Raw genomic sequence first — 14,292 nt, forward strand, 5'->3', positions numbered from 1 at the left:
CTATGCGCCGGCCGCGAACTGATCACCTGAACGAGGCTGATGCGCACGGAAGTTCGAGCGGCAGCCATGTCCCCCGGTTTGGGAATCGCTTCTAACGGCATGAACGCGGCTTTGGACGCCGAAGCCACCTCCGCAGGCCTGGGGCGATTGAGGCCCGCAAGGCGGTCGCGGCGGTCGGCGGCCCGCCGCCCATCGTGATCATGCAGACCACGGCGCCAGCCGGGTACGACGTAGACGTCGAGGACATCGTGGCGGCCCGGGTGATCTCCTTGCCCGCCAAGCGTCCCGACCTGCCGCCGGACACTTATCCGACGCCGTCGCTGGCCGCCTGCGGCCAGCTGCCGCCTCTGGACGAAACACGGTTCACTAATCTCCGGGCCCGCCGCCCGCGGCCGCCAGGGGCCGCCGACTCCACTCAACCTGTCCCTGGCGGCCGAACTCCCTGGTGCTCTCCTCCTCGGGGACGTCGCCGCAGTCGATGCAGACCAGGGAGTCCATCAGCTCCTGGTGGACCTTCTGTTTCTCGCCCTTGACGCGGAACAGCGCGCGATGCCGAGGGAACGGAGCCTGCCACACTCCGTCCCGGCGCACCCTCCGGCGGCCGCCGGGCAAGTGAACTCGACCTCGGTCGACCAGTCCGCGACCGTTCCGATCCCGCCCGCCGCGCCGGGCCCGGTGCCGCCGCGCACGAAGACCACCACGGTCTCGCTGACGGCCATCGCGTACGGGGCACCAGAACTGCCAGCCGCAGTGGGAATCCGTGGCTTCCGACCGTCCTGCCTCCGTATCCGCCCCCGGGCCGGTGGGGGCGGGTCGTCCCCCCGCGCGCGAGGACTTCGCCGCCCGGGCATGCCGGATCGTCGTCGCCCTGGTCTCCATCGTCCGGGCCGGGCACGGGGCGAGGTCGCCGTCCGCGCGCCGATCGCGCTCGACGGCGCGGCGCCCCTGCCGGGCTCCGTCCGGGCGATCTCCGTCCGCCCGGAAGCGTCCGGTCGCGGGACGGGGAACGTTCACCTCCCGACCGAGGACCAGGCCACAAGGAGGCCGCAGTGACACGCACCCGCAGCATCGCACGGACGATCAGCACGTTCCTGGCCGCAGCCCTTCCCCTCTCCGTGCCGTGCGCGCTCACCGCCCCGGACGCGCGGGCGGACGGCGGGCCGGCACCGGCGACCCGCGGCGTCAGCCAGCAGCCGGGCCACCCCGCCATCCTGTACCCGGGCTAGGAGCGGACGGTGGCCGCGTACTGTCCCCAGGGAACGAAGCCCACCGGGGGCGGGGCATCGGTCGACAGCGACCTGCGCAGCGCCGTCTACTTCCGCAAGTCCCTCCCGGACCCGGCGGGCAACCGCTGGGTGCTGCAGGCCTACAACGCCAGCCCCGACGTGCAGACCGTCCACCCCAAGGTGATCTGCTCGACCGACAGCACCCTCAGCTACGAGGCCGCGAAGGAGACGGGGATCGAACCCGGGGAGACCGGGTACACCGCAGCGAACTGCAGTAACACCCGCTTCGTGGTCGGCGGCGGCTTCGAGGGGGGCGACCGGACCTTTGTCAGCGTCTCGGCTTTCAACAACATCAGGTCATGGACGGTGTCCATGAAGTACACCGACTACAGCCCGGACGCGCCTGCGTCGTTCCAACGGTCCGTCGCCGTCTGCTCCGACACCCAGCCCACAGTGAGTTTCGGCACCACCGTCGAGCTGGCGCCCGGGGAGGTGGGAAACGCCACCGCGGAGTGCCCCGCCGGGCTGGTGCCGATCAGCGGCGGCGGAGACGGCGGTCTCGACGTCCTGCTGACCACCTCGGCCCCGACCGCGACGGGCTGGACGGTCTGGGCCAAGAACGGGGCCTTCGACCGGCGCAAGCTCTTCACCGATGTGCTGTGTGCCGCCCCCTGACCGCGGCGACCTGCACACAGGCGAAGCGCTACCGGAACCGAAACTTCCGCTCCGGTTGCAAGGCGGTCGGCAGGGGCAGCGGAGCGGGACACGTCCCGGCGAACTCACCCGTCCGCCGTGTCCCCCCGCCGTCTCCAGCACGCGACCGGCTCAGTCGGGGCCGTGACGGCTGACTCGCTTCGGGCGGCGCCGGTCCCGGTGGGACCGCGAGACCGCCGCAGCGGGACTGGAGGCGGCCCGCTCGGCGTACTCGGCCAGGCGGGGCCCTCGTCGCCTCTGCGGCCTCCTGATCACCTCGACTGCAGTCTCCTCACCATCCCGGACGTGGTTCGTTGATGCAGGCAGCCCTCGCGGTCGGTGAAGATCTCGACGGTGACGGTTCTCCGCTCGAATAGCGGAGAACCGTCGCGCAGGTGCCCGCAGCCAGCCAGCCTTCGTTGGTTCCTCCCGCGCCCGCGTGCCGGCGAGGTAGTAGGATTCGGTGCCGGTCTCGATGATGGTGCCGTTGAAGGTGAGGCGGTCGACGATGGCCGCGCAGAGGCGGGGGTCGGTGAGCTACCGTCCTCGAGGACCGGCGCGGCATGCGCTACCTCGTCCGCCGCCACGGCACCCCGGCACCCGGACCGCGCCCCGAGCTTTGGGTGATGCCCTCCGCCCGCCAGTGGGCCGCGATCCCCGGCTGGGAACGGCACCGGGCCGGTCGAGCCCACGCGCGCGGCGACGATCCTGCGCGCCGTGCGCCTCGCACCCCGGCTCCGTGCTGAGGCGGCGAGCTGCAAGCCAGAACGGTCTTGCCATCCCGCCCCTCCCGGGTTGGACTTCGCCGCCGGTGACACCTCACGACATCCAGCCGGCCGAGGTCACACCAGCACCGACCTGGCGGACCAACATGGCCACAGCGTCAGAAGGCTTCTTCGACGGTCCCGGAGAGGCGGTAGGCGGTGGAGGTATCCACGCCGAGGGCAGCAAGCAGGTCGAGGGCGGCGGTGAGGGGCGGGGCTCCGGCCAGGCGAGCGGCGGCAAGGTGGACGGGGAGGCGGTCGGCGGCGATCAAAGCCGTCCACTGGGTGGCGGAGAGGGCGAGGTAGCGCAGCCCGGGCAGATCGGCCAGCAACGCCAGGTCCGGGGTGGAGCAACGGGACAGGTCGAGGGAGCGCAGCGCGGGGAGGGTGCGCAGCGGGGTGAGGTCGATCGGGGTCTCGGAGCCGATGGCGAGTGAGGCGAGGTGCGGGTGGCCGGTGAGCGGGGTGAGGTCGGCCTCGGGGGCGAGGTCGATGGCCAGGTCCTCGACGGGGAGTGCTGCCACGGGGGTCAGGTCTGTGGTGGTGCAGCGGTTGAGTCGGAGGCGCCGCAGGTGCGGGGTGGCGGAGAGCGGGACGAGGTCGACGGGTGACGGGGCGTCGTTGAGGTGGATGGCCTGGACGCCGGGCGCGAGCTGCTCGTCCAGGGCCGAGGCCACCAGCTGGCGTGAGTCGTCCGCGGACTGCTGCGGGGCGTGCGGATCGGGCTGGCCCAGGGCCTGGCCGAGCCAGGCGGTGACGGAGGAGGCGACGTAGCGCGGGCCGTGGTTGAAGTCCCGGCCGACCTCGATCACCTGGCCGGGGCGGCCGTCGGCGGCCGGCGCGAGGTCCACGGCAAAGAAGTTGCCGTCGAACCAGGTGGCGAACGGAAGCCAGCCCGGATGTCCCGAGCAACGGCGCACCGTGTTCGGCGGGTCGGCGTCGAAGACCACCTTGTTCCAGTCGAGGTCCCAGCCGAACCAGGTCGGGACGCCGATGTACTCGTCACGTGCGGCCAGCGCGGCGTCGAGCGACAGCCAACAGTATCCGTCCAGTGCCTCGCTGCCGCCGTCCCCGTCGGCCTCCAGGTAGAGCGCCCGCAGGTCCGCGGGCAGTGGCCGGCCGAGGTGGCGCTCGGCGGCGACGAGCTGCTCATGGGTGACGGGCACCGGCATCTCCGGTACCGCGCCGGAGCGTTCGGCGTGCTGGCGGAGTACGGCCCGCAGCCGCTCGACGGCCTCCGCCGGGTCCCCGGCTTGGCGCAGCTCGGACGGTTCTGAGCCGTCGGCCGCGCCTGGTTCGGACAGCTCGAAGTCGGGGTCGACGGTCAGCGTCCAACCGCTCTCGGGGCCGTCCCCGGGACGCAGCGCATCCCGGAACACCACCAGCTCGAAGGCTCCCGACGGGCGGCAGGTCAGCTCCAGGGCTATGCCCTCCCAGCCACGGCTGTCCCGGAACCAGGACACCAGCGAGGTGAGGCCCTGGTGCGGGAACGGCGTCCGGAAGAAGGAGTTCGGACGGCTCGGCACCACGTACCCGCCGCCGGACAGGCCGACACTCCCTCGGCTCCCGTGCCCGCGCAGCACGCATTCGGTCCAGCCCTCCGGCGCCTGCGCGACGACCTCCGCCGTGATTCGCCGCGCCGCCTGTTCCACTGTCAGGTCCACACCCGTTCCTTTCGCCCGCACTGTTCGGCCGATCATGTCAGCAGGCTGCGACAGAGCGACCGGCAGCCGGTGGCGACGAGCCGCTGCTGCCGCCTCCGATCAGCCGCGTCGGCGGGCGTGCGCTACACCTTCTTCGAGCAATGCCAGCACCGCATGGCCTGCGCACGCTGCGACTTCTACACCTCAAAGGAATCCGCGCGATCCCGACTCCTCGAAGCAAAAGGCAATTTGCAGAAGATGGCTGTGTCCATCCCACTGACCGACGACGAGCAGGCAGCCGTCGAGGACGACGAGGCGGCCCTGGACCGGCTACTCGACCGCCTCGCCGACACACCCACTCCAGCGGGCCCGGCACCAGGCGAACTGGACCTGCCGGCGATAGCCCGCCTGCTGCCGCTCGTCAACGCCCGACAGGGCCGAGCAGGCTCCGCACCGCGCTGATATCGGAGTGCGCACGGGCCCAGGAAAGTGTCACAGTCACTGCCGTGACCTTGATAAACGTGCTCGCCGACTTCGCCCGAACCGGCCGGATCGGCCCGCTTCACTGCGGAATGCCCCTGACCGAGGCTGAAGACCTTCTCGGCCCGGGGCGCCCGCATCCCGCCCACGTCATGAAGGGGCCCGATATCGACGGCTACCCCTACTCCTGGAAAGGACTGCAACTGGTGGTCACGCAGCGGGCCGTCAGCGGCATCTGGATCAACCTTCGGCCTGGTTCGACCGCCAAACTCCCGCCGCTCGTCCTTCCCGATTCCGAGTCATTCGACGCCACCGTGCTCCGCGAGGACCTGGTCACGGCCCTCAACACAGCCGGTTGCCACCACGAGGTCAACCCTGTCCTGACATTCGGCGAGCAGTCGAGCATCCTCACTCAGCCAGCCGAGGTCTGCGCTGTCCTCAGCCTGCCTGGCCGGGAACACCACGTTCCGCACCGCGATCGGCACTACCTCGACGTGATGCACAAGCACACGGCTTGACATCGCTGATTCCACAGCATGATCCGGTTGACATACCCATCGGTGACGCCGGAGTCCCAGGGCAGGGTGGGGCCTGCGGCGTCGGCGGCGCGGTCGCGGTCGATGCCTGCGGTGAGGGTGTGGAGGCTGGGCAGGTCCCCCGGGCGGACGGTGTCGAGCCGTTCCGGGAGCCGCTCGCCTTGGCGCTCCGCGAGCATGACGGCGCAGGAGCGGAGTGGATCAGGGCAGGTTCCCCCGTCAGGGTGGCCCGGCCGTGCAGCGGTTTCGCACGCTGGCGGGGCCGGGTGGCGCTCCGCCCGCCACCCGGCCCCTGGTTACCGCTCAGCCCGGGGCGTCACTCGTTGTGGAGGACCTCGGCGATCGGCAGCCGGGCCGCCGTGCGGGCGGGGAGCAGTGCGCCGAGGACGGCGATGAGGACGCCGGCCAGCGCGACGGCGATCAGGAGCGGGGTGTGCCACACGTTGATCATCGAGTCCGTGAACGCCAGGATGGTGATGTTCTCGACGATCAGCCGGTGCGCGGCCATCCCGAGCGGGACGCCGATGATCCCGCTGACCAAACCCAGCCCGGCGACCGAGGTCACCGTCATCGCGACCACCTGGCGCGGCGTCATGCCGATGGATTTGAGCATGCCGAGGTCCCGGCGGCGCTCGCGGGTGTTCAGCAGCACGGTGTTGAAGACGCCGAGGGCGGCGACCACGCACAGCAGCAGGGTGAAGATCGTCGAGAAGGTGATCACCGAGGTGATCGGGCCGTTCATGTCGTGCGTGACCGCGTTCGGGTAGAGGCCGGGGTCGGTGTCCTTGATGGCCTTGACGTAGGCGTCGGTGTCCGCGCCGGGGGCGAGCCGCACGACGTATTCGACCACGTGCAGTTGCACTCCGGTGGCGGCCAGCGTCGCCGCGTTGGACGCCACCGCTCGGGCGTTGCCCTCGAGGGGCTCGCCGACGATGGTCGCGGGCAGGAGCCGGCCGCTGACGTCCAGGGTGATCCGGTCGCCGAGCTGGAGTCCGTGCTGGTCGAGGAACGCCGGTCCGGCGACCACCTCGCCGGGGCCGGTCGCCGGGCGCCCCTTGACCACGTGCAGGGGCCGCTCGAGGGCGTCGCCGCCGTAGAAGTCGGCGAACACCGGCTGGGTGTAGCCGACCAGGCCGACCCGTTCGAACGCCCGCGAGGTCACCTGGTCGGATCCGGGCGTGGCGCGCAGTACGGCCTCGATCTGGGTGTCGGTCAGCTTCGACACGGTCTGGTGGGCGTCGGCGGCGCCGACCTGCACGTGGACGAAGGTGCGGCCGTCGTCCCCGTCCGGTGGCTGCATGGAGGCGAGCAGCGTGCCGGTCAGGCCGGTGGCGAAGGTCACCGTGACCACGCCCAGCACGATGGACGCCATGGTGAGCGCCGTCCTGGCGGGGCGGGTGAAGGGCTGGCCGAGGCCGAGGCTGACCGAGCGCGGCAGCCGCGTGCCGCTGAGCCAGCGTTGGACCTGCAGGCCGCGCCCGGTGCGCGGCGCGCTGCCGGCGGTGATCGCCTCGGCCGCGGAGATCCGGTGGGCGCGCGAGGCCGGCAGGAGCGCGGCGAGGGCGACCAGCAGGGGCACGGCGACCAGGCAGGCGACCGGCAGCCAGGCCGGGGGCGCGAGCGCGGCGGTGCCGGTGTCGATCCCGTTGAAGGCCACGTCGATGATCGGGCCGGCCAGCGCCCAGCCGGCGGCCGTGCCGAGGACGGCGCCGGCGATCGCGGGTACCGAGACCATGGCGATGTAGACCGCGACCACCTGGCGGGGGGTGAAGCCGAGCGCCTTGAGCACGCCGATGTGGCGGTAGCCGGACACCACCGCACCGCTGACCACGTTTCCGACGATCAGTACCGCGACCACCAGGCCGAGCGCGCCGAAGACCGACATGAACGGCAGGTAGGCGTCGGCCGAGGCGGAGAACGCCTGCTTGAGGCTGAGGTAGGACTGGGCGCTGGTCAGCGCGTCCCCGGGGAGGCCTTCGGTGGCCTTCGCCAGGCCTGCCTTCAGCGCCTCGTCCGTCGAGGCGTCGGTGAAGCGGTAGAGCATCTGCTCGGCGCTGGGGTGCAGGGCGGCCATCTGCTCGGGGGTGACCCAGCCGCCTGCCGAGTTGCTCATGCTGTTGGCGATGCCGACCACGGTCAGTGGCGGGGCGCCGGTGGGCGCGATGGTCCGGCCCAGCAGGTTGTCGAAGGTGCCGCGGCCCATGGAGACGACGACCTCGCCCGGCCCGGTGGCCCAGTGTCCTGCCGTCAGCTTCACGCGGTCCACCGGGCCTGCCGGGTCGGCCCGGCCCACCAGGGTGATCGACCCGGGCGGGTGGCCCAACCAGTCGGTCGGGATGTTCAGGGTGACCTGGGCGAACGGCCCGGCGGCCGCCTCGACGCCCGGCCGGTGGGCGCCGGCGGCCAGGTGCTCCGCCGGAGCCTTGGCGGCGTCGAAGGTCGCGACCGCGTGGGCGCCGCGCTGAGCGCCGAAGGCCGCGTCGAACGGAGCCCGGGCGGAGCTCATCACGGCGAGCGCGAGCAGGATGGTGGTGGTCGAGCAGAAGACGACCAGTCCGATCACGATCGTCTGGACCTTTCGCCGTCTGACGGCCGCGCGCGAGGCCCGCCACACCGCCCCGGTCATGCCGTGTGCTCCAGGGACCGCTCGCGGGCGACCCGGCCGTCCGCGACCTCGACCAACCGACTGGCGCAGCGGGTGGCCAGGTGCGGGTCGTGGGTGACGATCAGCAGGGTCTGCCCGATCTGGTTGAGGTCGATCAGCAGGTCCATCACCTGCTCGCCGGAGCGGCTGTCGAGGGCGCCGGTGGGCTCGTCCGCGAGCAGCAGCGCCGGGCGGTTCATCAGCGCCCGGGCGACGGCCACGCGCTGGCGTTCGCCGCCGCTCAGCGCGGCCGGGTAGGTGTTCCTGCGGTGGGCGACACCGAGTTCGTCGAGCAGTTCGAGTGCCCGGCGGCGCGCCTGGCGGGCCGAGGTGCCGGTCAGCTGGGCGGCCAGCGCCACGTTGTCCAGGGCCGGTAGGTCGTCGATGAGGTTGAAGAACTGGAAGATCATGCCGATGTGGCGGCGGCGGAACAGCGCCAGCCCGGTCTCGTTCAGCTTTCCGAGGTCCTGGCCGTGTACGCGGACCGTGCCGGAGGTCGGCCGGTCCAGGCCGGCGACCATGTTCAGCAGGGTGGACTTGCCGCAGCCCGAGGGGCCCATCACGGCGACCGCCTCGCCCGCCCGGATCCGCAGATCGATTCCGTCCAGGGCCTTGGCGTCCCCGAACTCCTTGTGGACCGCGGACAGCTCGACGACGACCTGCGCGCCGTCCTGGCGGGTGCTTCCGCCGTGATCATTGCTCATGGCACCGACGGTAGGAGCAGCGGCCCCGGCGGGGCGTCCCACCCCGGGTGTAACTGTCCGGGGCCGTCGTACCGGGGATGTACGCAGGTGGCACTCCCGGATGATGTGGATCAAGGCGTGAGCTGGAAAGCTGGCGGAGTGTGGGAAACGGAGACGGGGTGGATCGCCGCCCTGGTGGCGGCGGGAGCGGCCGGCTGGTTGGGGGTCGCGCTCGGCAGGGCGCGGCGGGCCTATCGGGCGGCCATCGGCGCGCGCGGCTGGCTGCTCGAGCGGGAACGGGAGAGCGCGGCGCGCACAGCCGTCGACGCCGAGCGGGCCAGGATCGCGGCCGAGCTGCACGACATCGTCAGCCACAACGTGAGCCTGATGGTGGTGCAGGCGGGGGCGGCCCGCGAGGTGCTGACCACCATGCCGGAGGAGGCGGCCGCCGCGATGGCCGCCGTCGAGTCCGCCGGCCGGGACGCGATGACCGAACTGCGGCACCTGCTCGGCCTGCTGGCTCCGGCGGCGGACGGGCGTGAGGAGCCGGCGGAGGCCGACTTCGCGCCGCAGCCGAGCCTGAGCAGGCTCAGCCCGCTGATCGACCGGTTCGCCTTCGCCGGCCTTCCGGTGGAGGTGCGGATCTCCGGCGAGCCGCAGCCGCTGCCCGCCGGCATCGACGTGACGGCGTACCGGATCATCCAGGAGGCGCTGACCAACGCGCTCAAGCACGGGGACGGGGTGAAGGCGGAGGTGACGGTGCGGTACGCGGACCACTACCTGCGGGTGGAGGTGCTGAACAGCGGACCGAGCGTGCTCGTCGGCGACGCGGCGGCCGAACGGCAGCCGGCCGACGGGGCCGGGCGCGGGCTGGTCGGCCTGCGCGAGCGGGTCGCGGTGTACGGCGGCGACCTTGACGCCCGGCGCCGGCTCGGCGGCGGCTACCGGGTCCGCGCGCGCATCCCGCTGGACCGGCCGTGACGGGGGCGGTTCCGAAGGGCGATGTGCCGCGCCGTCCCAGGGTGGTGATCGCGGACGACCAGGAGCTGGTGCGCACCGGCTTCCGGATGATCCTCACCGCACGCGGTATCGACGTCGTCGCCGAGGCCGCCGACGGCGCCGAGGCGGTCGCGGCGGCAGTCACGCACCAGCCCGACGTCGCACTGCTGGACATCCGGATGCCCACCATGGACGGCCTGGAGGCCGCCCGCCGCATCCTCGCCCAGGTCCCGCACTGCCGGGTGATCATGCTGACCACCTTCGACCTGGACCACTACGTGTACGCGGCCCTCGCCGCCGGCGCCAGCGGCTTCCTGCTCAAGGACGTCACGTCGGCCCACCTCGCCGCCGCCGTACGGCTGGTGGACACCGGCGACGCGCTGCTCGCGCCGTCGATCACGCGCCGCCTGGTCGAGCGTTTCGCGACCGGCGCCCCGGGGCCCTCCTCCACCGGCAGCCCGGCGCCGCACCGCGACCTCGCCCCACTGACGCCGCGCGAGGCGGAGGTGCTCGCCCTGCTGGGGCGCGGGCTGTCCAACGCGGAGCTGGCGGAGGAGCTGACGCTCAGCGAGTCGACGGTGAAGACCCACGTGGCCAGGATCTTCGCCAAGTTGAACCTCCGGGACCGGGCCCAGGCCGTCGTCCTCGCGTACGAGACCGGGCTGGTCACACCGGGCGGCCCGGGACGGGGGCGCGGGGAGCCGCGGAGCCGGAGTGCCCAACTCTCCTGATCCGCAGCCCTCGACGTCGCGTCGCCGCGCTCGCGTGGCGCTGCGGCGGGGGGGCGACGCGCCCGGCACGGGCGGGCGGGCGGCGACGGGCGGGCGGGCGGCGACGGGCGGGCGGGCGGCGGACGGTCTGGCGGCGCTCCGCCACCGCAAGCACTGATGACCATTCGCGGCACCGGCCGCCGCTTCGGCCCGCAGCGCGGCCGCCTCGGCCGGGCCATCTCCCGCAGCTCCAGCTTCGAGCCCTCATTCCCGCCGCTCGCCGCCCTGGCAGGTCCAGCACGGACGCAGTGTGGCGTTGGCCGGGCAGGCGGGCCTCCAGCGACGCCTGGGCCTCAGCCCGGTAGGTTGGCCGGCATGACTGAGCTCGGATCTGTCGCGTGGCCGTCCGCTCCGCTCCGGACACCTCGGCTCGTACTGCGCGAATCCGAGGCCCGGGACCGGACGGCCTACGTCGAGCTGCTGACCTCCTCTCAGGTGCGCGCCTACCTCGGTGGTCCGCGACCCCGCGAGGACGTCGAACGCACGCTTCCCGACGTACCGGGGCGGCGTCCCGGTACCTTCGTCGTCGACCACGGCGGGCAGATGATCGGCCTGGTGACGTTCGACCGGCGCGATCCGGCACGGCCCGGCCGTGTCCGCCTGAGGGACGGCGACGCCGAGCTCAGCTACGCGTTCCTGCCGACAGCGTGGGGGCAGGGATACGCAGCCGAGGCATGCACAGCGGCGCTGCGCTGGTTCGCCGGGGCGCTGCCCGCAGAGCCGGTGGTGCTGTGCACCCAAGCCGCCAACGACCGCTCGGTGCGCCTGGCCGTGAAGCTGGGGTTCACCGAGGTGGAACGGTTCGAGGAGTTCGACGCCGAGCAGTGGTTCGGCGTCTGGTCCCCGACCGAGCCGGCCCGCTGAGCCAGCCGAACCGCTGACCGACCCGGGCGCCGCCGTACCGGGAGGCGGGGCGGCGGTCGGGACGACCGCAGGACGACCGCGCAGCGGCAGGACGACGGGTGGCCGGCAGCGGGCGGAGGTCACCGGTCCCTGCGCCCGCACCTGCCCGGCCCCGGCGGCACCGGTCAGCCTCTCGCGGCCGCCAGGCGCGCCGCCGACGGACGGCTGGCACCGGCGCTCCGGAGGGCAACGGACCGGGCCCGAACCCCCGAGCGGGTCCGGACGCCGCAACGACAAAGGACAAGCGGCCCGGCGAGGGAGCCCGCCGGGCCGCTGTCCGGTCTTTGTCACACCAGTGCGGCGCCGCCGTCCACCGCGACCGTGGTGCCGGTGACGTAGGCGTTGGACAGGACGAAGAGATAAGCCGCTGCGGCTTCCTCGGCGGTGCCGACCCGCCGGGTGAGCAGCTCGGACCCGGCGCCCTGGAGGAACGCCTCAGGGTCCGGGACACTGCCGTCCCACGGCTCGGTACGGATCACTCCGGGCTGGACAACGTTGACGCGCAGCGGGGCGAGTTCGACGGCGAGTGCTCGGGACAGGGCCTCGATGCCGCCGGTGATGCCTGCCGTCAGCGCGGTCCCGGACAGCGGGCGGATCGCGAGGACGCCGGAGCTGAAGGTGATCGAGCCGCCGTCGCGCAGTCGCGGTGCGGCGTACTTGGCGGAGAGGAACGCGCCCCAGAACCGGCGCTCGAAGACTGCCCTGGCCTCCTGCGGGGTGGTGTCGGCCAACGGCTTCATCAGCAGGGATTCGCCCGCTGTGTAGACGAGGTGGTCGAAGTCCCCGACCTGCGCGAAGAACGCGGCGATGGCGTTGCCGTCGGCGACGTCCAGGCGGCGGCCTTCGGCCGGCTCGCCCAGCCGCTTCGTCGCGGCGTCCACGCGGTCCTGATTGCTGGAGGCGACCACGACGTGCGCGCCGGCCGCCGAGGCCTGCTGGGCGACCGCGAAGCCGATGCCGGAGGTCCCTCCGATGATCACGATCTTCTTGCCGGTCAGAGACATGGCTGTTCCGTTTCTTCGTGGATGCAGTGCGGGGTTCGGCGACTGCCGTGGCAAGAAACGTACGCCTCCGCATCGAGACGGTGAATGACTGAAGATCTCGATTTCCTGTCATATCGTCTTGCCGAGCAGGCACTAGGGTGGCTTCATGGACATCCTGAGCAACACCCTCGAAGTCCTGCGCACGGGACGTCCGATGGTGACTCGCACCGACGCGCACGCCCCGTGGGCCCTGACGTTCCAACCCATCTCAGGAGCCGGATTCCACGTGGTCGTGGAAGGCCACTGCCACCTGCTGCCACCGCACGGCCAACCGCTCGCGCTCGGACCCGGCGACATCGTGTTCCTGCAGCGCGGCAGCGGACACACCCTGTGCGACGTGCCGGGCCGCGATCCGGTGGACTTCGTACCGGACCGCGTGGACCGTTCCTCGCCGATCGGCCAGGTCACCGTGGACGGACCGGGGCCGCACACGGTACTGGTGTGCGGCGCGTACGCGATCGACGTCGAGCGCCCGCACCCGCTGTTCAGCGATCTGCCGGAGGTCATCCACCTCCCCGCGGTTCCCGGCCGCCACCCGGTGCTGCGCTCGGCGGTCGATCAGCTGTGCGCCGAGTTCCACGCGCCGCAGCCCGGCTCGGACGCGGTCGTCACGGCGCTCATCGATCTGCTGCTGCTGTACATCCTCCGGTCGTGGTACGCCGAACTACCGAAGGAGCGGACCCGGGGTTGGGCGGCCGCGCTGACCGACCCGGCAGTCGCCCCGGCTCTGAAGGCGATCCACGACGATCCCGGCCACCCCTGGACGGTGGAGTCCCTGGGCACCCGCGCCGGGCTGTCCCGCGCGGCGTTCGCCCGCCGCTTCGCCTCGGTGGTCGGCGAGCCGCCGTTGACCTACCTGACCAACTGGCGGATGGCCACCGCGGCGCGGCTGCTGCACCGATCACCGGTCCCGCTGAGCACGATCGCGCAGCACACGGGGTACACATCGGAGTTCGCCTTCGCCAAGGCTTTCAAACGACACTTCGGATCGCCGCCGGGGGCCTACCGCAAGCAGGTCAGGACGGCAGACGGCGAACCAGGCGGATACCAGTGACGGCGCGGACCAGGACATCACCGCAGCGGCTCGGGAAACGGCGGTCGCTGCGGACCCGGCCCCGTGGCGGCCTCGATGTGGTGGACCGCCAGGCGGATCCGCGGCCGGAGGCCCGCTCTGGCGCCACCGTTCACCTGGGGCTACGTCGCGTACCCGCCCAGATCGGTCGACGGGGCACCCGGTAGCGCAGGTGGAGCACCCGGTTGCCCTGGATCACCGTGTCAGGATCCTCCAACAGGTGCTGCGCGTGGACCGACCCGAAGTAGCGCTTGCCGGAACCGAACACGACGGGTACGACGTCCATGCGCACCTCGTCGATCAGGCCCGCGGCAAGCACCTGGCCACCGACGTCGCCGGCGGCGACCTCGACCGTGCGGTCGCCCGCGAGTTCCTGCGCCTTGGCCACGGCGGCCTCGACGCCGTCGACGAAGTGGAACGGCGCCTCGGGGTCCCAGCCTTCGGGCGCCGGCCGGTGCGTCACGACGACCACGTGGGCGATCCCGCTCGGAGGCTTCCCGTCCCAGCCGTCCGTCATGTCGAAGACGTGGCGGCCGACGATCGTCACCCCGATCTGGTCCCAGTACGGCCGGATGTAGTCGTAGGACGGCTGCGACACCTTCAGCGCGCCGCTCCCGTCCAACGGGACGTCACCGCTGGCCAACCAGTCGAACAGCGGTCCGGGTTGGTCGTCCTCGTCCGCGATGAAGCCGTCAGCCGACACCGAGGCGTACATGACTACCTTGCCCACGGGGCGCTCCTCTGTTGTGGCGTGCCCCAAAATTAGCGTGCTGTGAGCTGTCGTACGGGAAGCCGCTCCCGGGAACTGGCCTGCGACGGTCCGACTTCGCTGTCAC

General features: G+C 72.2%; 13 protein-coding genes and 1 pseudogene. 8 read left to right on the forward strand and 6 right to left on the reverse strand.

The genetic code is table 11. From position 1 onward, the window contains the following. Positions 1-1,049: 1,049 nt before the first annotated feature. Complete coding sequence (locus ABT247_RS13265) at positions 1,050-1,226, forward strand: hypothetical protein (protein ID WP_350742085.1); 177 nt, start codon at positions 1,050-1,052, stop codon at positions 1,224-1,226. A gap of 9 nt (positions 1,227-1,235) precedes the next feature. Next, a complete protein-coding gene (locus ABT247_RS13270) occupies positions 1,236-1,901 on the forward strand; it encodes a hypothetical protein (protein WP_350742088.1) in 666 nt (221 codons plus the stop codon). 456 nt (positions 1,902-2,357) lie between these two features. Here the strand turns inward: ABT247_RS13270 and ABT247_RS13275 are convergent. Together ABT247_RS13275 and ABT247_RS13280 are read right to left on the reverse strand one after the other, a co-directional pair. Further along, a pseudogene (locus ABT247_RS13275) lies at positions 2,358-2,453 on the reverse strand (IS21-like element helper ATPase IstB); the annotation flags it as partial. A gap of 349 nt (positions 2,454-2,802) precedes the next feature. Further along, positions 2,803-4,347: an SMI1/KNR4 family protein gene (locus ABT247_RS13280; protein ID WP_350742090.1), complete on the reverse strand. Its 1,545-nt coding sequence runs from the start codon at positions 4,345-4,347 to the stop codon at positions 2,803-2,805. A gap of 117 nt (positions 4,348-4,464) precedes the next feature. Between ABT247_RS13280 and ABT247_RS13285 the strand changes: the two genes are divergently transcribed. Together ABT247_RS13285 and ABT247_RS13290 are read left to right on the forward strand one after the other, a co-directional pair. Next, on the forward strand, positions 4,465-4,788 hold the full coding sequence (locus ABT247_RS13285) for a hypothetical protein (RefSeq protein ID WP_350742092.1): 324 nt from the start codon (positions 4,465-4,467) through the stop codon (positions 4,786-4,788). A gap of 44 nt (positions 4,789-4,832) precedes the next feature. After that, positions 4,833-5,324, forward strand: a complete 492-nt coding sequence (locus tag ABT247_RS13290; RefSeq protein ID WP_350742094.1) for a hypothetical protein — start codon at positions 4,833-4,835, stop codon at positions 5,322-5,324. A gap of 334 nt (positions 5,325-5,658) precedes the next feature. Here the strand turns inward: ABT247_RS13290 and ABT247_RS13295 are convergent, their stop codons facing one another. Further along, complete coding sequence (locus tag ABT247_RS13295) at positions 5,659-7,968, reverse strand: FtsX-like permease family protein (RefSeq protein WP_350742096.1); 2,310 nt, start codon at positions 7,966-7,968, stop codon at positions 5,659-5,661. Beyond that, complete coding sequence (locus ABT247_RS13300; RefSeq protein WP_350742098.1) at positions 7,965-8,690, reverse strand: ABC transporter ATP-binding protein; 726 nt, start codon at positions 8,688-8,690, stop codon at positions 7,965-7,967. Before ABT247_RS13300 ends, ABT247_RS13295 begins: the two co-directional genes overlap by 4 nt. Positions 8,691-8,807: 117 nt before the next feature. Between ABT247_RS13300 and ABT247_RS13305 the strand changes: the two genes are divergently transcribed. The 3 genes from ABT247_RS13305 (at position 8,808) to ABT247_RS13315 (ending at position 11,302) form a co-directional block, all read left to right on the forward strand. Continuing rightward, complete coding sequence (locus ABT247_RS13305) at positions 8,808-9,650, forward strand: sensor histidine kinase (RefSeq protein ID WP_350742100.1); 843 nt, start codon at positions 8,808-8,810, stop codon at positions 9,648-9,650. Positions 9,651-9,673: 23 nt separating this feature from the next. Next, on the forward strand, positions 9,674-10,399 hold the full coding sequence (locus tag ABT247_RS13310; protein ID WP_350742102.1) for a response regulator: 726 nt from the start codon (positions 9,674-9,676) through the stop codon (positions 10,397-10,399). 354 nt (positions 10,400-10,753) lie between these two features. After that, positions 10,754-11,302, forward strand: coding sequence for a GNAT family N-acetyltransferase (locus ABT247_RS13315; RefSeq protein WP_350742104.1), 549 nt, complete (start codon positions 10,754-10,756; stop codon positions 11,300-11,302). 326 nt (positions 11,303-11,628) lie between these two features. Here ABT247_RS13315 and ABT247_RS13320 read toward each other — a convergent pair whose 3' ends face one another. Continuing rightward, positions 11,629-12,345 (reverse strand): SDR family oxidoreductase, encoded by a 717-nt coding sequence (locus ABT247_RS13320; RefSeq protein WP_350742106.1) that lies wholly within the window; start codon positions 12,343-12,345, stop codon positions 11,629-11,631. A 145-nt stretch (positions 12,346-12,490) separates the two neighbouring features. On the opposite strand from ABT247_RS13320, the gene ABT247_RS13325 reads away from it, so the two are divergent. Next, positions 12,491-13,438, forward strand: a complete 948-nt coding sequence (locus tag ABT247_RS13325; RefSeq protein WP_350742108.1) for an AraC family transcriptional regulator — start codon at positions 12,491-12,493, stop codon at positions 13,436-13,438. 130 nt (positions 13,439-13,568) lie between these two features. Here the strand turns inward: ABT247_RS13325 and ABT247_RS13330 are convergent, their stop codons facing one another. Then, the gene (locus tag ABT247_RS13330; protein WP_350742110.1) at positions 13,569-14,186 is read right to left on the reverse strand and encodes a dihydrofolate reductase family protein; all 618 of its coding nucleotides are present in this window, start codon (positions 14,184-14,186) and stop codon (positions 13,569-13,571) included. Positions 14,187-14,292: the final 106 nt, after the last annotated feature.

This window comes from Kitasatospora sp. NPDC001539, from assembly GCF_040298565.1.
GTDB lineage: Bacteria > Actinomycetota > Actinomycetes > Streptomycetales > Streptomycetaceae > Kitasatospora.

Coding starts and splice junctions, on each gene's coding strand:
- ABT247_RS13295 (WP_350742096.1), bottom strand. CDS start 7,968: ATGACCGGGGCGGTGTGGCGGGCCTCGCGCGCGGCCGTCAGACGGCGA.
- ABT247_RS13300 (WP_350742098.1), bottom strand. CDS start 8,690: ATGAGCAATGATCACGGCGGAAGCACCCGCCAGGACGGCGCGCAGGTC.
- ABT247_RS13325 (WP_350742108.1), top strand. CDS start 12,491: ATGGACATCCTGAGCAACACCCTCGAAGTCCTGCGCACGGGACGTCCG.
- ABT247_RS13315 (WP_350742104.1), top strand. CDS start 10,754: ATGACTGAGCTCGGATCTGTCGCGTGGCCGTCCGCTCCGCTCCGGACA.
- ABT247_RS13320 (WP_350742106.1), bottom strand. CDS start 12,345: ATGTCTCTGACCGGCAAGAAGATCGTGATCATCGGAGGGACCTCCGGC.